We start from the raw sequence: 23803 nt of genomic DNA, 5'->3' as shown, positions 1-23803 counted from the left end.
TGTCCGAGTGGTGGCGATGATAGACGACCTTATAGAACGCATGCTCCAGGGGGACAGGCGCGCGACGGCGAGGCTCATAACCCTCGTCGAGAACGATGAGGACAAGGCAAGGGAGATAATACGGAAAATACATCCCCACACGGGGAACGCATACATCGTCGGCATAACCGGGCCTCCCGGTGCGGGAAAATCTACCCTTCTCGACAAACTCATCCGCGTTGCGAGGGAGGAGGGGAAGGTCGTAGGCGTCATAGCCATAGACCCCACATCCCCCTTCACCGGCGGCGCTTTGCTCGGCGACAGGATAAGGATGCAGAGGCACTCCACCGACCCCGGAGTTTTCATCAGGAGCATGGCAACCAGGGGTTCCCTCGGTGGACTCGCCAAGGCCACCAACGATGCCATAAAGGTTCTCGATGCCTACGGCTGTGACGTCATCTTCGTTGAGACCGTCGGCGTCGGCCAGATCGAGATTGACATCGTCAAGACGGCCGATACCGTGGTTCTCGTAACCGTGCCCGGTTTGGGAGATGATGTGCAGGCAATAAAGGCAGGCCTTATGGAGATAGCGGATGTCTTCGTAATCAACAAGGCCGACAAGGAAGGAGCGGATGCGACCTACTTCGAGCTCAACCTCATGCTCGACCTTGAGAAGGAGCGCTGGGAGAAGCGCGGCTGGAGGCCGCCTATAGTCGAGACCGTGGCGACAACGATGAAGGGAATCAGGGAGCTCTGGTCAGCTATAAAAGAACACCATGGGTTCCTTGTTCAGAGCGGGGAGATAGAGCGGAAGAGGAAGTTCCGTGCCGAGGAAGAGGTCAAGACAATAGTTTCGGGCAGAATAGCCAAGGCCATAAGCGAGAGGCTCGATGAAGAAGAGGTGGCGGCCCTGATAGAAAAGGTCGTAAGGAGGGAGGTTGACCCTTACTCTGCCGCGGATCTTGTACTTGAAAAAGCCCTGGGGGTGAAGGTATGATAAAGAAGATAGACCACGTTGGTATAGCCGTTAAGAACCTTGACGAGGCCATCAAGGTCTGGGAGGGTCTCGGCCTAAAGGTCGAGGAGATTGAAGAGGTGCCAGACCAGAAAGTAAGAACTGCCATAATCCACGTTGGGGAGAGCAGGATTGAACTGCTTGAAGCCACTTCCGAAGACTCCCCGATAGCCAAGTTCATAGCCAAACGCGGTGAGGGCATACACCACATAGCCCTCGGCGTTGAGGACATCGAGGGGCACCTCGAGAAGCTCAAGGAAGAGGGTTACAGACTCATAGATGAAAAGCCGCGCATAGGTGCGGGTGGTGCGAAGATAGCGTTCGTCCATCCGAAGGCAGTAACGGGTGTGCTTCTCGAACTCTGCGAAAGGGAAGAGTAATCCATGAAATCTCTCTATTTTGGGTGCATAGTTTCTTTTTCTCTTTAACTCAATGGTCCGAGTATTGATGCATTTAATTGCACACAGTAACGTTTATAAGAACATTGACAAACTTACTGTGGCTGTAATGCCATGACCGTATAAATTGAGTAATGTGTGCGAAGTGATGGCCTATGATGTTTAGGGGGCGGCCCCTGAGAAAGGAATCACGAATACTGGACTATCGTCGTCTTAACGATATTCTGGTGAGGAACCCAAACCGGAAGAAGATTCTCATAACCAGAAGGTCTCCCTTCGAGGTTAACGCTCCGAACGTTTACCAGATCTGGATCACCAAGGTTTCCCATCCCAACGCAGTCCATCCCTCCAAGCTCCACGTCATCGAGCAGATCGTGTGGGACAGGCTCCAGGGTGAGAAATCCGACGTTGTTCTGGACGCCGTCGAGTATCTGATGATAGAGAACGGGGTCGAACCCACGCTTCGCTTTGTGGGCAAGATACGGGACATGGCCGTCATGAAGAACTCGGACTTCTACGTCACGGTTAGTGATGGCCTGGATAACCGACTACTCAACGTTCTCCGCAGAATAGTCGAGTGAACCACTGCAGGTAAAGTTATATAACCTACTTCATCATTCTCCAATTTAGGTGTAGGGCATGCCGTACATCGAGAAGATTGAAATGAAAGGTTTCAAATCCTACGGTAACCGGAAGGTAGTCGTCCCTCTTTCTAAGGGGTTTACAGCGATCGTTGGTGCCAACGGTTCTGGAAAGAGCAACATCGGTGACGCCGTTCTCTTCGTTCTCGGTGGCCTCTCCGCCAAAGCCATGCGTGCAACCAGGATAAGCGACCTTATATTCGCGGGCACAAAAACCGAGGCCCCGGCAAAGTATGCAGAGGTTGCGATGTACTTCAACAACGAGGACAGGGGCTTTCCCCTCGACGAGGACGAGGTCGTGATAAAGCGCCGCGTTTACCCCGATGGCAGGAGCACCTACTGGCTCAACGGCAAGAGAACAAGCAGGAGCGACATACTCGACGTCCTCAGCGCCGCGATGATTTCGCCCGAAGGATACAACCTCGTTCTCCAGGGGGATATAACCAAGTTCATCAAGATGAGCCCGACTGAGAGGAGGATGCTCATAGACGAAATCTCTGGAATAGCCGAGTACGACGCGAAGAAGGAGAAAGCGTTGAAGGAATTAAAGCAGGCGGAGGAGAATCTGGCGCGCGTTGATCTGCTCATTCGCGAGGTCAAGACCCAGCTCGACAAGCTCGAAAAGGAGCGCAACGATGCCCTCCGCTACCTCGATCTGAAGGAGCGCGTTGAAAGGGCCAAAGTGACGCTCCTCCTTGGTGAGATACGGAAGCTGAAGTCCCTGATTGAAGAGAACAATCTCCGCGACAAGGAGATAGAGGCAGAGATAGCTGCCATAGAGGAGCGCCTCAAGGACATAGCCAAGGAGATAGTCGCCAAAGAGAAGGAGCTGAACGCCATCGAGAAGGAGCTTGAAGATAAGAGCGAGGACGGCATCCTTGAGGTTACCCGGAAGATCAGCGAGGTTCAGTCGAAGATCGAGATGGCGAGGAAGAACATCGAGCTGGCCCAGAAGGAGATAAAGGACAGCCAGCACCGACTTGCCAAGACCAAGGAGGAGTTGAAAAAGGTCTCAGAGGAGATAGAGAAGAGCAGAAATGCCATTCAGCGCTGGACGAAGAGGCGCGAGAAGCTCAAGGCTGAGATAAAGGAGAAGGAGGTCGTCAAAAACGAACTGGTCATCAAGCTCGGCGAGATAGACAGGGACTTTGCGATAGCCAAACAGGACTTCGACAAGGTCGTTGACGAACTTGAAGAGGCCAAGAAGGAGCTCTACATGAAGGAGAGCGATATCAGCAAGTTCGAGGAGGAAATAGAGCGCCTTAAGACCAAGATTGCCCAGGATAACGCCAAGAGGAATGCACTCAAGTCCAAAATCGAGGAGGCAAAGAAATCCCTTGAGGCCAAGCGCTCCGAGCTCGGGGAGATAGACGGGAAGATGTCGAAGGCGGAGGCGAGGCTTAGAAAGGCCGAGAAGGAGCTTGAGGAAAAGACCAAAGCCCTCAGAAAGGTCGAAGGGGAGCTTTCCAAAGCCAGGGAAGAACTCATCAAGGCCGAGGCCCAGCGTGAGGTGAGGGGCAACCGTGCCGTGGAGTTCCTCAAAAACCAGAACATCCCCGGCCTCTACGGGCCCCTCGGGGAACTGATAACTGTCGAGGACAAGGACTATGCTTTAGCCGTGGAGGTCGCCCTCGGCGGAAACTACGACAACGTTGTGGTCGAGGACGATAAGGTCGCCGAGAAGGCCATCAAGCTCCTCAAGGAGAAAAAGCTCGGAAGACTGACCTTCCTCCCGCTCAACAAGATAAAGCCCCGTTCTATGCGCGAGAGGCCTTCGCTCGGCATCCCTGCGATGGACGTCGTTCAGTACGACCCGCGCTTCAAAAACGCGGTAGCTTACGCCCTTGGGGACACGCTCATCGTGAGCGACATGGACGAAGCCAGAACCGTGGGAATTGGGAAGGTCCGCATGGTGACCCTGGGCGGCGAGCTCCTTGAGAGGAGCGGGGCGATAACCGGCGGCCACTACAGGCCGAGGGGCAAGCTCGGGGTAAACGTCGACGAGATAAGGAAGAGGGTCGAGAGGCTCGAACGCGAGAAAGAAGCTTTGGAATCCTCAATTAATGCGCTCAAGATTGAGATTAAAGGCCTCCAGAACGAGCTCTTTGAGCTCCGCATGAGAAAGAGCGACCTGAGCAAGGACCTACAGGTAGTCCAGAGGGAGATGGAGCGTCTTCTCGCTGAAGATAAGGCCCTCAAGGAGGGTATCGAGGAGAGCGAGAGGCTCATCGAGGTTCTTGAGAAGAGGATTCACGGAACTAAGGGCGACATGGCAAAGCTCCGCGGAAGGATAGAGCGGCTTGAGAAGAAGAGGGAGAAGCTCAAAAGGGCCCTTGAGAACCCCGAGGCGAGGGAGCTGAACCAGAAGATCAGGGAAGTGGAGCACGAGATAAGCAAGCTGAGGGAAGAGCTGAGCAAGGTTGAGAGTAAGCTTGAGAACCTTGAGATAAGGATAAACGAGGAGCTCCTCCCGAGGAAGGCTGACCTTGAGGAGGAGATAGAGGGGCTCGTGAACAGGATAAACGCCCTCAAGGCCAACATCGCCGAGAACGAGAACGCGATAAAGGAGTTCGAGAAGGAACTAGAGGAGCTCAGGAAGGCTGAGGAGAGCGTCAAGGACGAGCTCAAGGAGCTCCGCGAGAGACGCGAGAAGGTCAAGAACGAGATAATAGACCTTCGCTCAGAGAAGGACGAGCTCAACTCCAAGCTCCAGGAGCTGCGCATCGAGGCCAACACACTCAAGATAAAGCTCGCCCAGTACGAGGCAACGCTGAAGGAGAAGCAGGACGAGCTGAAGCACCACGACACCAAGCTCATAAGGAGCATCAAGGAAGTCCCGCTGGAGCTTGAGGCTTTGAGGGAGCAGATAGAGAAGATGGAGGAGGAGATACGCTCCCTTGAGCCCGTCAACATGAAGGCCATAGAGGACTTCGAGGTCGTTGAGAGGAGATACCTTGAGCTGAAGAGCAAGCGCGAGCAGGTTCTGGCTGAGAAGGAGAGCATAGAGGAGTTCATCGAGGAGATAGAGGGCCAGAAGAGGAACGTCTTCATGCAGACCCTCAGCGAGATAGCCAGAAACTTCTCGGAGCTCTTCGCGAAGCTCTCGCCTGGAGGAAGTGCCAGGCTCATCCTTGAGAACCCGGACGACCCCTTCGCGGGCGGTCTTGAGATAGAGGCCAAGCCCGCTGGAAAAGACGTCAAGCGCATAGAGGCCATGAGCGGCGGTGAGAAGGCACTAACGGCACTCGCCTTCGTCTTCGCGATACAGCGCTACAAGCCGGCGCCGTTCTACCTCTTCGACGAGATTGATGCCCACCTCGACGATGCCAACGTCAAGCGCGTCGCAGACCTCATCAAAGAAGCCTCGCAGAACAGCCAGTTCATCGTGATAACCCTCAGGGACGTCATGATGGCCAACGCGGACAAGATAATCGGCGTCAGCATGAGGAACGGCGTGTCAAGAGTTGTGGCGCTCAGCCTTGAGAAGGCCATGAAGATCCTGGAAGAGGCAAGGAAGAGGAGTGAGGCCGAGCATGCTGAGATGTTCGGGCATTTGAGCGGGTGATAAAGATGGAATCTCGCCGTGAGGAGGAGATAACGCCCGTCGACATTCTCCTTCAGCTCGTTCAGATGGGCAAGGTCGACCCCTGGAACATAGACATAGTGGACCTGACCGAGAAGTACATCGAGAGACTCAGGGAAATGAAGGAGCTCGACCTCCGCGTTTCGGCGAGGGCCATCTTAGCGGCGTCAATCCTCGTCAGGATGAAGAGTGAAGCCCTGCTCCACGCCGACGAGGAGGAAGAGGAGGAGCACCACGAGGAGCGCATAAGGGTGGAGGTTGAACCCCTGGCACCTCCGCTCAGAAGGGTCGAGCGCTACTACACCTTCGACGACCTGCTTGATGCACTCATGGACGCCCTTGAGGAGGCCGAGAAGAGGAAGCCGCGGAAGAGGAAGAAGGTCGAGATAGAGGAGGAGGTATTCGTCGTCGACGACTTCCGCGTTGACATCGAGAAGCACGTTTACAGGCTCCACGAGATAGTCGTGAACATGTACAGGGAAACCAGGGAGCCGATAAACTTCTGGGACCTGGTCTTTGATCCGACGCCGAAGATAGTGGCCAGAACTTTCCTCTACCTGCTGTTCCTCTCCAACATGGGCAAGGTTGACCTCATTCAGGAGGAGCCCTTTGGGGAGATATTCGTCGTGCCTGTGGGGGAGGCCTGATTTCTTTCCTCCCTCTTTGCCGGTCTTATCGTTATCACCAGCATTGGTTCTTCGCTTCCTATGTAAAGGCTCTTCTTTTCCCGGTTCATGTAGAGGCAGTACCTTCCGTCCGGAAGGCCTTCCACAAATTTCCTGGGGACTGTATGCCTGGCAATCCTCCCATCGAAGAAGACGCACTCGTAGGCCTCGGAAATCCCGGAAACCCTCTGCCTGATTTCCTCAAGGGACAGCATCTCGCATTCTAACCTGGCACAGACCAGGCTCCTCCTCCCGTCCGTGAAGATTACCACCCTCTCGTTCACGTCAATTCTCTGCGAGCGGTCGAGGAAGTCCCACAGTGCAGAATACATCCTTTCAGGTCTTCTCCTCTTCGCCAGCCTTTTGACGAGCCTCTCCCGGGCGTGTCTCGTGAGGAGCATGACCTAACTTCGTCCGAGAATTTATAAACTTCGCCGAGGATATAGGCACATGTATCTCCGCCGCGATATAATCGAGCCCCGCGTTTATCAGGAGGTAATCTACGCCCGCTGTAAGGACACCAACTGCCTCGTGGTTCTTCCGACGGGGTTAGGAAAGACGCTTATAGCCATGCTCATAGCCGATTATAGGCTCTCGAAGTACGGGGGAAAAGTCCTCATGCTCGCCCCGACGAAGCCTTTGGCAGTCCAGCACGCCGAGAGCTTCAGGCGGCTCTTTGACATCTCCCCGGAGAAGATAAACGTCCTTACAGGCGAGCTCTCGCCCAAGCAGAGGGCCGAGCTGTGGGAGAGGAGTGTCATCGTGACGGCTACGCCCCAGACCGTTGAAAACGACATCCTCACCGGAAAAATCTCCTTGGAGGACGTTGTTCTGCTCGTTTTTGACGAGGCCCATAGGGCGGTGGGGAACTATTCCTACGTCTTCATAGCCAGGGAGTACCTTAAAACCGCTAAACACCCGCTCGTGCTCGGCCTCACGGCATCCCCCGGGAGCGACGAGGAGAGGATACGCGAGATAATCAGGAACCTCGGGATAGAGCGCATCGAGATCAGGACGGAGAGCTCGCCCGACGTCAAACCCTACGTGCAAAGAATGAGCTTTGAATGGGTGAAGGTCGAGCTTCCCGGCATCTACAAAGAGGTGCGGAAGCTCCTCCGAGAGATGCTCAAGGAGAGCCTCAAGCCCCTCGCCCAGTTCGGGCTTGTCTCGACTTACTCGCCGGACATCTCAAAGAGGGAAGTCCTCCAGGCGGGCTCGAAGATAAACCAGGAGGTCGCGCGGGGCAACTACGAGCTCGGCCGGCTTAGAATGTACCAGGCCAAGGCGGTGAAGCTGCAGCACGCGATAGAACTGCTTGAGACGCAGGGGCTGACTGCGCTGAGGGCTTATCTCAAGAAGCTCCGCGAAGATAAGAGGACGAAATCCAGCAGGCAGCTCATGGAAGACCCGCGCATGAGGAAGGTGATATACCTCCTTGTCCAGGCGAAGGAGCTCGGCCTCGACCACCCGAAGATGGAGAGCATGCTGGAGATGGTTAAGGAGCAACTGAAGAAAAAGCCGAACTCAAAAATCATAGTTTTCACCAACTACCGCGACACCGGGAGGAAGATCGTCGAGGTTCTCCACGGTGAGGGAGTAACTGCCGAGCGCTTCATCGGCCAGGCGAGCAGGAGCAACGACCGGGGGATGAGCCAGAGGGAGCAGAAAGAAGTCCTCGACAGGTTCTCGCGCGGCGAGTTCAACGTTTTGGTGGCCACGAGCGTTGGCGAGGAAGGCCTCGATGTTCCAGAGGTCGATCTCGTCGTCTTCTACGAGCCGGTGCCTTCTGCCATAAGGAGCATCCAGAGGCGCGGAAGGACCGGGAGGCACAGGCCGGGAAGGGTAGTTATACTGATGGCCAGGGGGACGCGCGATGAAGCCTACTACTGGAGCTCAAGGAGAAAAGAAAAGGGCATGTTCGAGGCTATAAAAAAGATAGCGCGTGAACTTGAAAAAGCTCATCCAAACCGGGCTGAAATAAGGGAAAATGTTCCGGAGCGTGTTGAGATGCCTTCGAAGGGGAAGATAACCCCGCTCGATGAGTTCCTGAAGCCGAAGGAAAAGCCCGAAAAAGCTGAGAAGAAAGTGGAAAAGGCCGAGAAACCCACGCCTTCCAAGGAGGGGGTCTATGAGAAGCTCCCGATAAAGCCAGTCTTTGTGAAAAAACCGAAGGGGATAGTCGTCTACGTTGACAGCCGCGAGCTGAGGAGCGGCGTTCCAAAGCACCTGAAGGAGCTCGGGGCGGAGATAGAGGTCAGAACCCTCGACGTTGCCGACTACGTCGTGAGCGAGGAGGTCGGGATAGAAAGGAAGAGCGCCAACGACTTCATACAGTCCATCATAGACGGCAGGCTCTTCGACCAGGTTGAGCGCTTAAAGAAGGCCTACGAGAAGCCGGTGATAATCATAGAGGGCGAGCTTTACGGTATAAGGAACGTCCATCCCAACGCCATCCGCGGTGCCATAGCCGCCGTGACCCTCGACTGGGGTGTGCCGATACTGTTTTCATCCGGAACCGAGGAGACCGCCCAGTTCATATATCTCATGGCCAAGCGCGAGCAGGAGGAGAGAAAGAAGGAGGTAAGGCTGAGGAGCGAGAAGAAGGCGCTAACCCTCGCCGAGAGGCAGAGGCTCATCGTTGAGGGCCTTCCCTATGTCTCGTCCACACTTGCGAAGAGGCTCCTCCGGCACTTTGGAAACGTTGAACGGGTTTTCACCGCCACGGAGGAGGAGCTCCAAGAAGTCGAGGGAATAGGCAAAAAGAAGGCGAGGGAGATAAGGAAGGTGATAACAGCACCTTACGTGGAGGACGAGGACAAAGCTTAAGTCTGGATTCGGGGAGATTACACTGCCCCCGGGAAACCGCGGGGGATGAGCGCCTCGGCGAGCTGTGATTCCCCTTCGCTCCCCGGGGGCACACTTCTCGGTTACCTCGTCACTATCGCGTTCACACCAGCCGCGGCCAAGGTTAGCAGCTCGAACACCTTGTATGCCTCTTCTACGGTCTTGGCCTCGAACTCGACCGTTTTTCCATCAAGGCGCTTCACAAAGGGCAGCAGTTCGGCCGTGTCAGCCATGTCGCTTCTGAGGAAGCGAACCCTGACGTGGACGGGCTCCTCAGTCACGAGCGGCTTTGCCTCCTCCTTCTTCAGTCTTTCAACGGCTTCTATAACTCCCTCCCTCAGCATGGCCTTTATCCTGCGCATTCCGGGGCTCTTGGCGGCGTAGCGCGAGGGGGACTCCTTGAAGGGGACACCAACTGCCCAGGGGGTGAAGGTTTTAACGTCGGTCTCTATGAGCCTCCTGTCTCCACCCACCAGTATCACGGGAATTCCCCAGCTGCCGAGGAGGTAGGCGTTGAGGAGGAACTCGCTCACTTCAACGCCGTTGATTTCCAGACTGTCTATTGATGCTCCACTGTATGTGTGGTCGAAGGTCGCTCTATCGGTACCCGCCTTGGCGTGGTAGCCAAGGAAGAGGGCTGCGTCACTCCCCCTTGCAAAGGCCACCATGCTGAGCGGCCTTGGAAAGCCCCTCACCAGCTCGATGTAGTCCGGTGTGTCCTCGGGCAGTATGTTTACCATAGGACCGTGACTGTCGGCTATGATGATTTCCTCGAAACCCAGCTCGTGGTGTAGTGTTTCCGCGGTGACCTTTACTATCTCGGTCGCTATCTTCCTGGCCTCTGAGTAGAGTGCTCCCTTCACGAAGAGATGCTCCCTGCTGACTATATATGGCAGGCCCTCAAGGTCGAGGGATATGAATGCACGCATCGGCATCACCACGATAAAAATCGAAGCGATAAAAGATAAGTCTTGTGGTCGATGACATAACTGGTGGGAATACACAGGACAAAATTCGATAATTCCCGTTCATGAAAAGGGTTATATAGGCCTGCTTTCATAGAATAGAGTGGTGATATGCATGCAAATCGTTGAACTCAACATTAAATTGCCCTACGAAGGAAGGGGGAAGATTCTGGGCCGTCTTTATGAGAAGGTTAGGGGCAAGATTCGGGACATACACTTCTTCCCGCCCGATGCAGAGGGAATTAGTGAAATCAGGATGGAGATAGTCGAAGATGACGCTCCAAAGCTCCTCTCCGAACTCAAAAGGATAATCAAGAACGGAAAGGTAACCTTCAGGGTTCTCTCAGAGGCCTAACCCTTTATCCCCTTATTGAGCTCCTCCAGCTTCTCTCTGGCCTTCTCAAGTGAACCTGCTTTTTCTATGGCAGTTCCAGTAACAATTATATCTGCCCCGGCTTCAACAGCTTTCTTTGCCTGCTCCCCGGTTCTTATCCCTCCCCCGACTATGAGGGGAACGTCTATGACGCGCTTCACGAGCGCTATCATCTCGGGGGGAACAGGCTGCGGTGCCCCGCTTCCCGCTTCGAGGTAAACGAGCCTCATGCCGAGGTACTGGCCGGCTAATGCGTAAGCGGCAGCTATCTTCGGCTTGTGCCTTGGGATTGGCTTTGCATCGCCTACCCAGCCCACCGTCTCCCCGGGTTCAACAATCAGATACGCCATTGGTATGGGCTCTATGCCGTAGCGCTTGACGGTGAAGGCTCCTAGGGCCTGGGAGCCGGTTATGAAAAAGGGGTTGGTAGAGTTCAGCAGGCTCATGAAGAATATGGCATCGGCGTGCCTGCTTATCCCGCCATGGGAACCGGGAAAGAGTATCGTTGGAAGGTTTGAGCTCTCTTTTATGACCTTTACAACGCCGTCGAGGACATCCCCCTCGGCCCCCGTCGAGCCGCCTATCATTATGGCATCTACCCCTATCTCCTCGCTCATCTCCGCTATCCTGGCGGCTTCCTCGGGCGTCACGTCATCGGGATCGAGGAGAACAAAGTGAAGCTTCTCATTTTTGAGCTTTTCATGGATGTACGACTCAACTCTCCCCAGTTCAAGCTTCATTTTTTCCACCGAATTCTATAGCTTCCCTCTCGCTTTTAATTCTTTTCCATTTCAGACGGAGATTTTCGAGTATCCCAACCAGAACTGCGTCCGGCTCTTCCTCGAATCTGTAGAGGTTCGTCTCCACCCCAACGTCGCTCGCACCGAAGCCTTTCACGGCCTCTCCGTGCCTGGAGACCTCAGCGGAGAGCTTTTCCTCCAACCGCTCCCCACTGGGAATGAGGTATGCCCTCAAGAGCTCCGCATCCTTCAGGAGGAAGTCTATGTGCCAGTGAAGTTTCTTGTTTTTCCTGAAGTGCCTGGCGACTCTTTTCTCGAGGGAGTTCATGGCGGAGCCGACGTAGACGTAGTATCCACCCTTTAGTGGGAATCTGCGTCCCTTCGTGGTTATTTCGCTCTCCTTGGGCAGATGGATAACCAGGAAGTACGCACCCTTCATGGAAGTGACTCTCACTCAGAGTTTATAAACTCTCAAGCCTAATTCTCCATAGGTGTGGAGAATGGACGAAAAGAAAAAGAGAGCTATAGACGAGTTTGCTTGGCAGGAGTACGACAAAGAGGAGTTTGAGGAGCGTTTTCCTGCCCTGGCGAAAGAACTCGAGGAGGAAGGGGTTCCAATAGACGCTTACAGAACCGATGAGAAGAAGGTCATCGACGAGGAAGCGAGGGACTTCTCCGGCTACAATCCAACCGTCATAGACTTTCTCAGGAGATGCGAGACCGACGACGAGGCGCTTGAGATAATCAACTGGATGGAGGAGCACGGGGAGATAACCCACGAGATGGCCAAAGAGCTCCGTATAACCCTAGTCCAGAAAGGTGTTCGTGCCTTTGGCTCCAAAAAAGAATGGGGATGGTACGAGAGACACGGAAAGAGGGAATAACTCAGATGTTCCCTATCCTCTGTAGCACCATTCCCTCTATCCTTATCGGCTCTGTTCTCCTGGCAAGGACTATTGCCTGGTCGAGTCTGGCCTCGCTCTCGGCGCGTATCGTGAATAGGGGGTCGCCTTCCTTGACCTTCTCTCCGACTTTGACGTATAGTTCTATTCCAGCCCCCTTGTCCTCGGGGGCACCGGCGGCCCTGGCTATCGCAGTTATTGCCTTGTTGTCTATTCCGGTTATGTAGCCACTGATAGGGGCCGTGAAGGTGTAGGTCTTATCGCCTATCGGTATCTCCTCCGGCTTGATGTCGGGGTTTCCACCCTGTTCCTCTATGATCTCCCTCATCTTCTCGTAGGCTTTTCCGCTCTCCAAGATTTCTCTCGCCATCTTCTTGCCCATCCCTGTCGGAGCAACTCCGCCCATCTCAAGGAGAATGCCTGCCAGCCCGGTGGCCTTCTCTATCAGGCTTCCTGGGCCCTTCCCGGTCATGAGTGCTGAAAGGGCCTCTCTGGCCTCTAGGGCGGGACCGACGGTGTGGCCTATCGGCTGACCGCCGTAGGTTATAGCCACCTCTACGTACTGGCCGAGCCTTCTGCCTAGCTCTATGAAGTCCCTGGCCAAGGCTCTCGCCTGATCGACCGTTTCCACCTTGACGCCCTTGCCCGTTGGGATGTCGATGAGGACGTACTGGCTTCCCATCGCATACTTCTTTGACATTATGCTTGCCAGCATGAGGCCAGTTGGGTCGATGCTCAGCGCGCGTTCGGACTTTATCGTAATGTCGTCGGCAGGGGCGAGGTTCAGAGCACCGCCCCAGACCATACAGGCGCCTATCTTTTCCACGATGCGCTTTATTTCGTCGAGGGAAAAGCTAACCTCTGCGAAAACCTCAACCACGTCGGCGGTGCCTGCGGCGCTAGTGATTGCCCTCGAGCTGGTCTTGGGTATCGTCAATCCCGCGGCTGCAACTATCGGCACGACGAGTATGTTGGTCTTGTTTCCGGGGACGCCTCCGATGCTGTGGACGTCCATGATCGGCTTTCTGTCTATGTCGAGCATGTCTCCGGTCTCGGCCATCGCTATCGTCAGTGCGGCAATCTCATCCATGTCGAGGCCGTTTATCTCAAGCGAGGTAACGAAAGAGCTTATCTCGATGTCACGGAGCTTTCTGTCCACGATGTCCTTGATTATCGCCTCTATCTCGACTTTCCTGAGTTTTCCTCCGTGCATCTTCTTCTTTATGTAGCGGACGCTCTCGGGGGTACCGCTGGGTATGACGGTGACGACCTCTCCCTCGGAGAAGCTGTGGAGCCCGAGTATGTCCCTGCTTATCCCAATCTCCCCCTCCTTCACGAGGTTGCTCACGACAACGCTTCCGTAGACGGTTTTCTTTCCGGCCTCTATCTTCACGAGGTCATCCGGGTGGAGTTTGGCCTTCTTGGCTTCCTTCTCGTTGATAAAGACTGAATACCTCCCGCTGTACATGTCGAGTATCCTAACCTTGGCCTTCATTATCATCCCTCCCTTTCACACACGAGTTCACAGTATTGGTCAGAAGAGTACTTAAATGTTTTCAACTGATTGGTCGTCAAAATGAGCACAGTCATTCATAAAGCTTGGCAGGGAAATGTAAAAAGGTCAGCCGCTGAGGCCTTGGCTGTACTCGACCACCGGAGCTACTTTGTTCTGGAGTTCGCCGGTGCTGAGGAGAACCCTCACGACATCGGGGACTATCTCCCTTACCGCCGGCGGCAGAAGTCCTTCTCCCCTGAGGTAGTAGCCGATGACCTCGCTCAGCGGGGCGCTTACGAGTCGGCCCTTAAAAACACGGACCATCTTGTCTTCTACCTCGACTATCCTATCTGGATAGCCGAGTCTAACCTTCATAGCGCCCCACCCCCAGAATGGAATTAATACTGATGGGTTTTTAAAATTTAACGCCCCAGAAATGTTTAATAACAAAAGGAACGGAAAAGTTCAGAGGTTCCTGACCTCTTCGTCTATCGACTCCTCGAGGGTTCTCTCCCACTCCTCGACATCGAAGTCAACGAGCTCACTCTCAAGGTCTTCCTTGAGGCTGGTGACACGCCTTTTGAGGGCGCTCTTGGTTTCCTCGTCGTAAACGACGTAGTACGGGTTGCTCTTGGCTGAGTAGTAGAGCATGAGGAGGACGATGTTGAGCACTATGAGAATGACCACTATTCCATAGAGCAACACGCTGGCCATTACTTCCTCCCTCCAAACAGTGCTTTGAACACCCTCTTTATCGGGCTCTCTGGCTCGGGTGCCTGCCACTTGATTCCCGCGAGTTTGGCCGCGAGCTGCTTGATCGCTATGGCAGCAGGGCTGGTCGGGTTCTTGATGACGAGGGGCACACCGTAGGCGGAAGCACGCTTGACCTCCGGATCCTCGGGTATCATGGCTAAGACTGGAACTTCAAGTATGGCCTCTATCTCCTCCTGAGTCAGTTCGGTCTTCTCGTTGGTGACTCTGTTGAGTATCGCACCGAGCGGAAGGGTTCCAAGTTTCTCGGCGATTAGTTTTGTCTTGAGAGAGTCCGTGATGGCCGATATCTCGGGGTTTGTAACGATTATAAGCTCCTTTCCAATGAGGAGTGCTGTAACTGACGTCATCTCAAGGCCCGCTGGGGCATCGATGAGGACAAAATCCGCCATCTGGCCGATTTCTCTGATAAGCTGCCTGAGCCTTTCTGGCTTGGCCTTCTTTATCTTCTCAAGGCTCAGCCCACCGGGGATGACCTTAACCCCGGCCGGGCCTTCGTAGATCGCATCCCTGAGATCGGCCTCTCCTGCCAGAACATCGTGGAGTGTTATTGGAATATCCTCCATACCGAGAACAAGGCTGAGGTTTGCCATGGTTATATCAGCATCCAGCAGGATAACCTCCTTTCCAAACTGGGCAAGGGCAACACCCAGATTGGCAACAGTCGTTGTTTTACCCGTTCCACCCTTTCCCGATGCAAAAACAATCGAACGACCTTCCAAAGTTAACACCCCCGGTATGAGCATTGGCGCTCTTTCCCATAAAGCGTTCCTGAAGTTCTTCAATTTTATACGGAGTGGTGTCTCTGTGTGTATGAAGTATGCAGGCAATGCTTTTATTTTTTGCGGTTCATCCAGGACGGAAAAGAAAAGATGGAAGAAAAGCCATTCACACCTTACTCTTGCTCAGCCTTCGTCTCGGCTTCCTTTTCAGCTTCCTCACGGACCTCTTTCTCAAGCTTTACCTTGGCGACCTCTGCAGTGTCGGCGAGACTCCTGAAGAGCTTCAGCATCTCCATCGGCAGGGTGAGTACGATGACGTTGCTCTTGTCGCTGGCAACATCGCTTATGGTCTGGAGCGTCCTGAGCTGGAGTGCCATGGGGTGCTCCGAGATTATCTCAGCGGCCTCACGGAGCTTCTCGGCGGCCTGGCGCTCGGCCTCAGCAAGGAGTATCCTAGCACGTCTCTCACGCTCAGCCTCTGCCTGCCTCGCCATTGCCCTCTGCATTCCGCTTGGCAACTCAACGTCCTTTATCTCGACCGTACTGACCTTTATTCCCCATGGGTCGGTGGCCTCGTCAATTATCTTCTGGAGCTGGAGGTTAAGCTTCTCCCTCTCGCTGAGCAGTTCGTCGAGGTGCGCCTGACCGATGACACTTCTCAGCGTCGTCTGGGCGATCTGGCTGGTGGCCATGATGTAGTTGCTGACTTGGGTAACCGCTTTGACTGGCTCTATAACGCGGAAGTAAACGACCGCGTTGACCCTGACGGGGACGTTGTCCTTGGTTATGGTCTCCTGGACGGGCACGTCCAGGACCCTGGTACGAAGGTCAACTATTACTGCCTTTTCGAATATCGGGATTATGAAGAACAGTCCAGGCCCTCTGGCCCCAACTATTCTTCCGAGACGGAATATCACTGCCCTCTCGTACTCCTTGACTATCTTTATGGCGCTTGCCAGTATAATTAACACAAACAACAAAACGATGGCCAACACAACATTTCCGGCGCTTACAAGGGCCATACTCATTCCTCCCTCCTGTCCTCAATTCTTTCAACGATAAGGGTGAGCCCCTTGACTTCAGCAACCCTAATTTTTTCTCCAACGGGTATCCTATTTCCATCCTTGCTCTCCGCCTTCCAGAGTTCACCGTGGAGCTTGACGACTCCTTCAGGGTCGAGGTCCTCGACTACCTTACCGACCTCTCCCACGAGCTCCTCCCTTCCGGCCTCTGGCTTCTTCCTGTGTGCTTTGATCACTGTCGCCGCACCGAAGAGGAAGAACAGTCCAAGGAGTATTGCCATGACGATGATGGCTATTCTGAGTATCGAGTACGTTTCACCGGTCACCAGGTATTCACCCCCGTTTCCGCTGAAGAGCATGATTCCACCCAGAATAAAGGTTATGACGCCCGCTACGGTGAACAAGCCAAAGGTCGGCGTCAGTGCTTCGGCTATGAAGAATATCATGGCGAGCACGATGAGTATTAATGCCGCGCTGCTGTAACCGAAATATCCCAGGCCTATGAGGCCGAGAACGAGCATTATGGCACCTGCTGTTTCAGGAACGTGCCAGCCGGGTGTGAGGAAGCCGAATATTAGGCCGATGAATCCAAGGTTGAGGAGGAGGTACGCTATCGTCGGGTCAGTTATGTACTTGACTACCGTGTCCCTGAAGGACGGCTCGATGTAGACGAGTCTCGCGTTCCTGAGGTGCAGGGTTACCTTCCCCCTTCCAGCCACGGGTATCTTTGTCTCCATTCCATCGGCCTTCTGGAGAAGTTCGTCAACGTTAGTTGCAATAACCTCGATGACACCGTATCTCAGTGCCTCCTCCGGAGTGACGCTCCTATCTTTCGTTATAAACTCTTCGGCGAGTGTCTCGTTTCTCCCGCTCATCCTCGCGAGCTCCCTGAGGTAGGCCACGTAGAAGTTCGTTATCTTTGGCGGGGCCTCGACAATGCTCCCGTTTTGGCCGTAGCCGAGTATAGGCCTACAGGCCCCTATGACAGTGCCAGGTGTCATCGCTATCAGATGGGAGCTCAGTGCTATGTAAGTGCCTGCAGAGGCCGCCATCCCTCCGGAGGGATGAACGTAGATTATGACAGGAACCTTTGAGTTTTGGATTCTCGTAACGATGGCCTGCATTGCATCGGCGCGGCCACCTGGGGTGTTGAGCTCGATTATTATTGCCTCTGCGTTGTTCCTCTCGGCTTCGCTGATGTATCTGTCAAACTGGTCAACGGTGTAGCCAGTAATCATACCGTCAACTTTGGCCACGTAAACCACGTTGCCTTGGCCATGGACACTCGGCAGGAGCATGACGAGCATCATCAGAGCAACCAGGGCAATTTTCAGTCTCATTCCTATCGCCTGATAATAATACCACTCAATGGTTTAAATCTTTTGCCTGCTCGCCAAAAGTGATTTATATGTTGGACGCCAATCTTCTAATATGAATTTGAAGACCCTCGCCAAGCTCTATCGCGTCGCCAGGGGTGATGAGAAGGTTGAACGAGCCTGGAAGCTCGTGAGGGAGGCGGCTAGATATTCCAACCGCGAGCCGTACTGGGAGTTCCTCAAGCAGAACTTTGATGTCCGTGCCGAGGACGTTAAAGACGCCCTCCGCTTCCTCGAAGAAAAGGGGGAGCTCCAGATCAAACGCTCCATTGACGGTAAGAGACTTTACGTCTCGACCCTAAAGGATATAAGGGAGAACCCCGTTAGGCTCGACCGATGGCTGAGATTGACCTGAAGAAGACCACAGGCGAGATGATACGCAACGGCACGTGGAAGTTCGAAGACGGTGTTTTCTATCAAGCTTTTGAGAGCGGTATCGCCGGCTACGATGGAGGGAACTTCATTTTTCCCGACTCGTGGGGCAGAAGGGAACGAAAATCCGCGAAGGAAAAGCTGACCTTCATCCTCGGCCTTAACACAAATCTGGACTCCTTCTACGCCGAAATAATCGACTCCCCATTTTCCTTCCTGATTGACGAGTTCTACGGTCTGACCGTCCCTGCCGCGCCGAGCCCTTACCAGGCGCTGGTTGAGACGGTAGCCCAGCAGCAGGTGAGCTTTGAGTTCGCCCAGAGGACCATAGAGAACCTCGTGAGGCTCGCGGGCAGGCAGGTGGGGGATTTACACGCGTTCCCCTCTCCGGAGAGGATAGCGTCCCTGAGCGAGGAGGAGCTGAAAAGGGCCAAGCTCGGCTATCGCGCCGCTTACATAAAGTCCCTGACGGAGCTTTACCTTGCCGGAAAGCTCGACCTCGAACTCTGGGACTGGGGCGTTAATGAGGCTATCAGGTACCTCACAGAGTTCCGGGGCATAGGGAAGTGGAGCGCCGAGCTCTTCCTCGCGTATGGCCTCAGAAAGAACGTCTACCCTGCCGGAGACCTCGGGCTGAGGCGCGGGATAGCAAAGATTTTTGGGAGGAGCCTTAAAGAGGTTAAGGAGAAAGACGTCCGCGAGGTCATTGAACCCTACGGGAAGTGGAAGGGGCTTCTGGCATTTTACATCCTCTGCTACGACAGGAAGACCGAGATGGAGAGGAAGAAGAAATGAGCGAAATCAGGATTATCCTGCCCAAGGAAAGGTTCAAAGCCCTCAAGGGCAAAGATATCACCTCCTTCCTCCGCGAGAGCCTCCCCAGAGTTGAAGAGACCCTCCAGGCAGAGCGTGAGGATCTCCTGAGGGAGAAGGTCTCCAAGCTGGAGGAGAAGCTCCGCGAGATGGAGGGTGAGATTGAAGATCTTAAGGAGTTCTACGAGAAGGCTTTGAGGGATAAGGAGTTCATGATGGCCGAGCGCGACAGGCTCAGGGTGGAAAACGCTGAACTGAGGAAGAGGGTCGAGGAGAAAAGGAGAGAGCTTGAGGAGGTTCACGGATCGTGAACAAATCGTTCACGGAGTGTGAACGAGATGAGGCTCATCATCAAGCCGAACAAGGGCTTTGGAAAAATTGAGGCCGAGATAAACGAAGAGCTGTGGGGAGAACTCAAGCGCCTCAGTGAGAGGTATGGAGTTCCCGTTGAGCGGGTCATTGAGATAGCCCTGACCGGCGAGTTCCGTGAGCCGAAGGGAAACCTTGAGGAGCTTGAAAGAAAAGCACGGGAGCTTGAGGAAAGGACGTGGGAGCTTGAGAAGGAGTACGCCCCGCTCCGCTTCAAGGCCTACGGCCTGAGCGAGGACAACAAGATACTCGCCATCGAGCTTTCCGGATTACTTGCCGAGAACAGCCAGCTTAAGAGGTTTTTGAGAATGAAGCCCGAGCGCAACGTCGAGCTGAGAAAGCTTATATCCTACTACCTCCAAGGTTGAACCGCGGATGATGACAGCGAATTGCACCGAGCGTTGTGATGACGAGGACTGGCCCTGACGCCGTCCCGGACGGGCCGTGACGATTCCAAGACGGGCTGAGCAATAGCGGTGACGTACCCTATGAGCGCCGAGCCCGTCCGGGACGCCAATCTGCCATTTCTAATTAGTTCCATGTCTTTATTCATGCTCATTTTTATCCATCAATGCCATGAACAGAACAATTCTGACAAGTTTTATAAAGCTTGGAAAGGGATTTAGAAGTTAGTTTCGCTATCTGGGGGGATAAAATATGAGGAAAGCTGCCGTGGTTTTGGGTGTAGTTCTGCTGGCACTCGCCATAGTCCCGGTTCCCACTTCCGCCTCGGGGACGGATTTGAGTGGCTACACCATCTGCGTCGATGCCGGACACGGAGGAACGGACCCCGGAGCGGTCGCCAACGGCGTTCAGGAGAAGGACATCAACCTTGCAATAGCGCTCAAAGTCGCTAAGGTTCTCCAAGATGACGGCGCGCGGGTTGTCCTCACCAGGGACGGTGACTACTTCGTCACCCTCTCCGGAAGGGTGCAGATAGCAAACTCCGCCGGTTGCGATATCTTCATCAGCATACACGCCAACTCCGGGCCGAGTTCTGCGAGCGGTTTTGAGGTCTACCATTACTACGGCTCGTACAGGGGCAACCTCCTCGCGACCTACGTTGATGGGGAAATAGCCAAGGTGATCCCGCTCAACAACAGGGGCGTTAAGGAGGCCGGCTTCTACGTCCTCAAGTATACCTCCATGCCGGCAATACTCATCGAGACCGGCTTTGTGACGAACACCTACGACGTGAGGGTAATAACCGACGAGAACTACCAGTGGCGCTACGCTTACGCGATACTCCACGGGGTTCAGCGGTACTTTGGTGTTCCGGTTCACGACCCGGTTCCGACGGTTATGGGCATAAGGTTCGCCCAGCACGACGGCTACTTCAGGCTGGTGGTTGATCTCAGCAAGGCGGTTAGCTACCACACCTACTACACCTCCTACTCGAACGGCTACCATCTCGTTATCCAACTTGATAACGCCAGACTCTCAGACCTCGGCTGGCAGACCTACGGCAACTGGCAGTACACCTACACGGGTTCCTACATCGCCCCTGTGATATACGCCACCGAGAGCAGCGGTTACGTATTCATCGTCGTTGAGCTGAACACTCCATACCTTCCATACAGGGACTTCACGCTGAGCGGCCCGGATAGAATAGTCGTCGATATCTACGGATGAAACCTCCTCTTTTTTCGTTTTCTCTTAGGGATTAGCCTTACCGGACTCCCACAGTCGGGACAGACTCCTTCGGGGGGCATCTCCTTGAAGCGCTTCCCACAGCCAATGCAGACGTAGTTCCACCTGATTACGCGCTTTATCCCTCTTTTGAGGGTTTTAAACTCCATACCGAGGGTTTTCGCTATGTTCTGGAGGTTGTAGTCATCTGTGAGGAGAACCCCTTTAAGCTCGTACGCCAGGGCAAGAACCTCAAGGTCTGCCTCGCTGAGTTCTCCAAGTTCTCCCGTCTTTTTGGCAGCTTCCATTACGGCTCTAATGCTTTCCCTCGACGGCTGGAGAACCCTGACCTTGCCCGCACTAATCAGTCCCTCCAAGAAAAGCCTCGACTCCGGGTCTTTCACCTCATCGACGACCTTCGGCGTCGTAACGCCCTCAACATCAACCCCCTGGATGAATATCGCGGTGTCTATGACCTGGGCCTTCATACCCCTAACTCGGAGAAACCCTTTTTTAGATTTCCGTCGAAATGAAAGTGGTGAGAGCATGAAGGTTGACCTGAACTCTGACCTCGGGGAGAGCTTCGGCCGTTACAAGCTTGGTCTCGATGAGGAGGTCATGAACCACATCACGAGCGCCAACGTAGCTACCGGCTGGCACGCCGGCGACCCGCTGGTCATGAGAAAAACCGTGAGGCTCGCGAAGGAGAAGGGCGTGGCCCTCGGTGCTCACCCGGGCTACCCGGATTTGCTCGGATTCGGAAGGAGGTACATGAAGCTTTCACCGGAGGAAGCGAGGAACTACATCCTCTATCAAATTGGGGCGCTTTATGCCTTCACGAGGGCTGAGGACCTTGAGTTACAGCACGTCAAGCCACACGGTGCTTTGTACAACGCCCTAGTCAGAGAAGAGGAACTCGCGAGAGCTGTGATAGAAGGTATAGCGGACTTCGATAAGAACCTGATATTCGTTACCCTCTCGGGCTCAAGGCCGGCTGAAATAGCGGAGGAGATGGGAGTTAAGGTGGCCCACGAGGTTTTTGCCGACAGGGCATACAACCCGGACGGAACACTCGTCCCGCGCTCGAAACCCGGGGCAGTAATTCACGACAGAGAAGAGATAGCCGAGCGCGTTATCTCGATGGTCAAGGATGGGGGGGTGAAAGCGATAAACGGCGAGTGGATTGAGCTGAAAGCTGATACCATCTGCGTGCACGGCGACAATCCAAAAGCTGTTGAGATAGCAAAGCACATCAGGGAGGTTCTTGAGGAGGAGGGCGTTAAGATAGTGCCAATGGGGGAGTTTATACGATGAAACCCAAGAGGACTTGGGATAAGAAAAAGATTGAAGCGTTCCAGCGAGACCTAGAATCTGCGTTCGGAATCTTTGAGAAGGATTTTAATCCGAAGGAGATTCGGAAGGAATTTGACCGCAAAAGGTGAGACCATGAAATTCAAACCCCTCGGCGATTCCGCCCTGCTGATTTCCTTCGGCGAGGTTATAGACGAGGAGCTAAACGAGAAAATACACTCCCTCGCGAGGGCAATAGAGAAGGCCAACTTTGAGTGGCTCGTCGAAGTCGTTCCGGCTTATTCATCCCTCGCTGTAATTTACAATCCTGTGTTGATAGACTTCGAAAGCGTCAAGCGGGCCGTTGAGGGGGTCGAGTTCACTTCAGAGCGCTTCGAGGGGAAACTCGTGGAGGTTCCAGTCGTTTATGGCGGTGAATACGGTCCCGATTTGGAGTTCGTGGCGGAATACAATGGCCTGAGCGTTGATGAGGTCATAGAAATTCACTCGAGGCCGGTCTACCGCGTCTACTTCCTCGGCTTCCTCCCAGGGTTTGCATACCTCGGCGGAATGGACGATAGGATAGCGACACCAAGACTTGAAAAGCCTCGCCTGAAAGTGCCAGCAGGCTCTGTGGGAATAGCGGGAAAGCAGACCGGTATTTACCCCCTCGAAAGCCCCGGGGGTTGGAGGCTTATAGGCAGGACTCCCCTGAGACTCTTCGATCCATCGAAAGAGCCGCCAACTCTTCTCCAGCCGGGTGACAGGGTGAGGTTCGTCCCAGTAGACGAAGATGAATTCAGGGAGCTCTACGAGCGTGAATGGGGTGAAAGGAATGATTGAGCTCCTAAAAGTGCCCTCGCTTCTAACCGTCCAGGACTCAGGCAGGAGAGGCTACCGAAAGCTCGGCGTTCCGGTTTCAGGCTTCATGGACGACTACTCCGCGAGGATAGCGAACTACCTCGTCGGAAACCCCGGCGATGCTCCGCTCCTTGAGTTCCTTCTGGCCGGCCCAACGCTTAGATTCAATTCCTCGGCAGTCTTTGCTATCGCTGGGGATGTTGAGGTGAAGCTAAACGGCGTCCCAATTGAACCCTGGAGGAGTTACTGGGCCAAGAGGGGCGACATCCTTGAGGTTGGCGCCTTGAAGAGCGGCCTCTACGGATACATAGCCTTCGCCGGCGGGATAAAGTGCGAAAGGCTCCTTGGCAGTTGCTCGGCCTATCCCAAGGCCGGTCTCGGAAGGCCACTGGAGGCCGGCGATAGGCTAAGCCTCGGCTACGCGATACTAGCCGGGAAGGAAGGGAGATACCTTCCCTCCGAGCTGAGGCCGGACTATTCTTCTAAGGAAAAGACCGTCCGCGTCGTCCTCGGCCCCGGCCTCGACCACTTCACCGAAGAGGGGATAGAGACCTTCCTGAGCGAGTCCTATACCGTAACTCCCGAGTCCGACAGGATGGGCTACCGCCTCGATGGAAAGACCATAGAACACTCCGAGAGGGGCGCGGACATCGTTACGGAGCCCCTGCTGCCTGGAACGGTTCAGGTGCCGTCCAGCGGAAAGCCGATAGTGATGCTTCACGACGCCCAGACAACCGGCGGCTACGCCAAGATAGCCGTCGTTTCAACGGCCGATCTTCCCATAGTTGCACAGAGCAGGCCGGGGGAGAGGCTGAGGTTTGAGGCGGTGAGTGTTGACGAAGCCTGGGAGCTGCTGATTAGGCGCGAGAAAACTCTGATGGCCATTAGGAACTTCCTCGATGGGAAGATGCGCATTTACAGAATAAGAACGGGGGAAGAAGAGCTGATTGCGTTCACAAAAGTGGAAAAAGAATGAGG

The 23803-nt window shown here is 54.4% G+C and carries 27 protein-coding genes; 16 read left to right on the top strand and 11 right to left on the bottom strand.

The annotated features are described in order from the left end of the window. The first annotated feature begins 16 nt into the window (after window positions 1-16). The 5 genes from meaB (at window position 17) to E3E25_RS07455 (ending at window position 6263) form a co-directional block, all read left to right on the top strand. The gene (meaB, locus tag E3E25_RS07475) at window positions 17-976 is read left to right on the top strand and encodes a methylmalonyl Co-A mutase-associated GTPase MeaB (protein WP_167892776.1); all 960 of its coding nucleotides are present in this window, start codon (window positions 17-19) and stop codon (window positions 974-976) included. Continuing rightward, entirely contained in the window at window positions 973-1374 is a 402-nt protein-coding gene (mce, locus tag E3E25_RS07470; RefSeq protein ID WP_167892459.1) for a methylmalonyl-CoA epimerase, read from the top strand. Before meaB ends, mce begins: the two co-directional genes overlap by 4 nt. A gap of 173 nt (window positions 1375-1547) precedes the next feature. Beyond that, on the top strand, window positions 1548-1973 hold the full coding sequence (locus tag E3E25_RS07465; RefSeq protein ID WP_167892458.1) for a DUF835 domain-containing protein: 426 nt from the start codon (window positions 1548-1550) through the stop codon (window positions 1971-1973). A gap of 58 nt (window positions 1974-2031) precedes the next feature. Beyond that, on the top strand, window positions 2032-5598 hold the full coding sequence (smc, locus tag E3E25_RS07460) for a chromosome segregation protein SMC (RefSeq protein ID WP_167892457.1): 3567 nt from the start codon (window positions 2032-2034) through the stop codon (window positions 5596-5598). 5 nt (window positions 5599-5603) lie between these two features. After that, on the top strand, window positions 5604-6263 hold the full coding sequence (locus tag E3E25_RS07455; protein WP_167892456.1) for a ScpA family protein: 660 nt from the start codon (window positions 5604-5606) through the stop codon (window positions 6261-6263). Here the strand turns inward: E3E25_RS07455 and E3E25_RS07450 are convergent. Then, complete coding sequence (locus E3E25_RS07450; protein ID WP_167892455.1) at window positions 6212-6682, bottom strand: hypothetical protein; 471 nt, start codon at window positions 6680-6682, stop codon at window positions 6212-6214. The two genes, E3E25_RS07455 and E3E25_RS07450, sit on opposite strands and share 52 nt — an antisense overlap. 49 nt (window positions 6683-6731) lie before the next feature. On the opposite strand from E3E25_RS07450, the gene E3E25_RS07445 reads away from it, so the two are divergent. Then, entirely contained in the window at window positions 6732-9107 is a 2376-nt protein-coding gene (locus tag E3E25_RS07445) for a DEAD/DEAH box helicase (protein ID WP_167892454.1), read from the top strand. A gap of 101 nt (window positions 9108-9208) precedes the next feature. Here the strand turns inward: E3E25_RS07445 and E3E25_RS07440 are convergent, their stop codons facing one another. Beyond that, complete coding sequence (locus E3E25_RS07440) at window positions 9209-10054, bottom strand: M55 family metallopeptidase (protein ID WP_167892775.1); 846 nt, start codon at window positions 10052-10054, stop codon at window positions 9209-9211. Window positions 10055-10205: 151 nt separating this feature from the next. On the opposite strand from E3E25_RS07440, the gene E3E25_RS07435 reads away from it, so the two are divergent. After that, window positions 10206-10445 (top strand): hypothetical protein, encoded by a 240-nt coding sequence (locus E3E25_RS07435; RefSeq protein WP_167892774.1) that lies wholly within the window; start codon window positions 10206-10208, stop codon window positions 10443-10445. On the opposite strand, the gene E3E25_RS07430 is transcribed toward E3E25_RS07435, so the two are convergent. Further along, window positions 10442-11203: a geranylgeranylglyceryl/heptaprenylglyceryl phosphate synthase gene (locus E3E25_RS07430; protein WP_167892453.1), complete on the bottom strand. Its 762-nt coding sequence runs from the start codon at window positions 11201-11203 to the stop codon at window positions 10442-10444. The two genes, E3E25_RS07435 and E3E25_RS07430, sit on opposite strands and share 4 nt — an antisense overlap. Continuing rightward, the gene (locus E3E25_RS07425) at window positions 11193-11642 is read right to left on the bottom strand and encodes a DUF123 domain-containing protein (RefSeq protein WP_167892452.1); all 450 of its coding nucleotides are present in this window, start codon (window positions 11640-11642) and stop codon (window positions 11193-11195) included. Before E3E25_RS07425 ends, E3E25_RS07430 begins: the two co-directional genes overlap by 11 nt. Before the next feature lie 61 nt (window positions 11643-11703). Here E3E25_RS07425 and E3E25_RS07420 point away from each other — a divergent pair, with 61 nt between their 5' ends. Next, a complete protein-coding gene (locus E3E25_RS07420) occupies window positions 11704-12087 on the top strand; it encodes a DUF2095 family protein (RefSeq protein WP_167892451.1) in 384 nt (127 codons plus the stop codon). 1 nt (window position 12088) lies between these two features. On the opposite strand, the gene E3E25_RS07415 is transcribed toward E3E25_RS07420, so the two are convergent. The 6 genes from E3E25_RS07415 to E3E25_RS07390 all read right to left on the bottom strand — a co-directional run bounded on the left by E3E25_RS07415 (window position 12089) and on the right by E3E25_RS07390 (window position 17455). Further along, complete coding sequence (locus tag E3E25_RS07415) at window positions 12089-13600, bottom strand: AMP phosphorylase (RefSeq protein ID WP_167892450.1); 1512 nt, start codon at window positions 13598-13600, stop codon at window positions 12089-12091. 126 nt (window positions 13601-13726) lie between these two features. Next, the gene (locus E3E25_RS07410) at window positions 13727-13975 is read right to left on the bottom strand and encodes a hypothetical protein (protein ID WP_167892449.1); all 249 of its coding nucleotides are present in this window, start codon (window positions 13973-13975) and stop codon (window positions 13727-13729) included. A 90-nt stretch (window positions 13976-14065) separates the two neighbouring features. Then, complete coding sequence (locus tag E3E25_RS07405) at window positions 14066-14314, bottom strand: hypothetical protein (RefSeq protein WP_167892448.1); 249 nt, start codon at window positions 14312-14314, stop codon at window positions 14066-14068. Next, a complete protein-coding gene (gene minD / locus E3E25_RS07400) occupies window positions 14314-15093 on the bottom strand; it encodes a cell division ATPase MinD (protein ID WP_167892447.1) in 780 nt (259 codons plus the stop codon). Before minD ends, E3E25_RS07405 begins: the two co-directional genes overlap by 1 nt. Before the next feature lie 173 nt (window positions 15094-15266). Further along, entirely contained in the window at window positions 15267-16121 is an 855-nt protein-coding gene (locus E3E25_RS07395) for a slipin family protein (RefSeq protein WP_240910756.1), read from the bottom strand. Continuing rightward, the gene (locus E3E25_RS07390) at window positions 16118-17455 is read right to left on the bottom strand and encodes a nodulation protein NfeD (RefSeq protein WP_167892446.1); all 1338 of its coding nucleotides are present in this window, start codon (window positions 17453-17455) and stop codon (window positions 16118-16120) included. The genes E3E25_RS07395 and E3E25_RS07390 overlap by 4 nt, the downstream gene beginning before the upstream one ends. 91 nt (window positions 17456-17546) lie before the next feature. Between E3E25_RS07390 and E3E25_RS07385 the strand changes: the two genes are divergently transcribed. From E3E25_RS07385 to E3E25_RS07365, 5 genes are all read left to right on the top strand, one after another. Further along, window positions 17547-17846, top strand: a complete 300-nt coding sequence (locus tag E3E25_RS07385) for a hypothetical protein (protein WP_167892445.1) — start codon at window positions 17547-17549, stop codon at window positions 17844-17846. Then, window positions 17828-18658, top strand: coding sequence for a DNA-3-methyladenine glycosylase (locus tag E3E25_RS07380; RefSeq protein WP_167892444.1), 831 nt, complete (start codon window positions 17828-17830; stop codon window positions 18656-18658). The genes E3E25_RS07385 and E3E25_RS07380 overlap by 19 nt, the downstream gene beginning before the upstream one ends. After that, window positions 18655-18987 (top strand): hypothetical protein, encoded by a 333-nt coding sequence (locus E3E25_RS07375; RefSeq protein ID WP_167892443.1) that lies wholly within the window; start codon window positions 18655-18657, stop codon window positions 18985-18987. Before E3E25_RS07380 ends, E3E25_RS07375 begins: the two co-directional genes overlap by 4 nt. Window positions 18988-19014: 27 nt before the next feature. After that, entirely contained in the window at window positions 19015-19413 is a 399-nt protein-coding gene (locus E3E25_RS07370; RefSeq protein WP_167892442.1) for a hypothetical protein, read from the top strand. A 289-nt stretch (window positions 19414-19702) separates the two neighbouring features. Further along, window positions 19703-20677, top strand: coding sequence for an N-acetylmuramoyl-L-alanine amidase (locus E3E25_RS07365; RefSeq protein WP_167892441.1), 975 nt, complete (start codon window positions 19703-19705; stop codon window positions 20675-20677). Here E3E25_RS07365 and E3E25_RS07360 read toward each other — a convergent pair. Then, window positions 20668-21162: a type II toxin-antitoxin system VapC family toxin gene (locus tag E3E25_RS07360; RefSeq protein ID WP_167892440.1), complete on the bottom strand. Its 495-nt coding sequence runs from the start codon at window positions 21160-21162 to the stop codon at window positions 20668-20670. The genes E3E25_RS07365 and E3E25_RS07360 overlap by 10 nt on opposite strands. 58 nt (window positions 21163-21220) lie before the next feature. Between E3E25_RS07360 and E3E25_RS07355 the strand changes: the two genes are divergently transcribed. From E3E25_RS07355 to E3E25_RS07345, 3 genes are all read left to right on the top strand, one after another. Next, window positions 21221-21988 carry a LamB/YcsF family protein gene (locus E3E25_RS07355; RefSeq protein WP_167892439.1) on the top strand — a complete coding sequence of 256 codons (768 nt, stop codon included), beginning with the start codon at window positions 21221-21223 and terminating at the stop codon, window positions 21986-21988. A 132-nt stretch (window positions 21989-22120) separates the two neighbouring features. Beyond that, on the top strand, window positions 22121-22807 hold the full coding sequence (gene pxpB, locus E3E25_RS07350; RefSeq protein ID WP_167892438.1) for a 5-oxoprolinase subunit PxpB: 687 nt from the start codon (window positions 22121-22123) through the stop codon (window positions 22805-22807). Beyond that, the gene (locus E3E25_RS07345) at window positions 22800-23801 is read left to right on the top strand and encodes a biotin-dependent carboxyltransferase family protein (RefSeq protein ID WP_167892437.1); all 1002 of its coding nucleotides are present in this window, start codon (window positions 22800-22802) and stop codon (window positions 23799-23801) included. Before pxpB ends, E3E25_RS07345 begins: the two co-directional genes overlap by 8 nt. The last annotated feature ends 2 nt before the right edge of the window (window positions 23802-23803 follow it).

The organism is Thermococcus sp. MAR1 (genome assembly GCF_012027305.1).
Lineage (GTDB): Archaea > Methanobacteriota_B > Thermococci > Thermococcales > Thermococcaceae > Thermococcus.
Note: the sequence above shows the minus strand (reverse complement) of the source record. Positions and strands in the feature narration are given on the sequence as shown.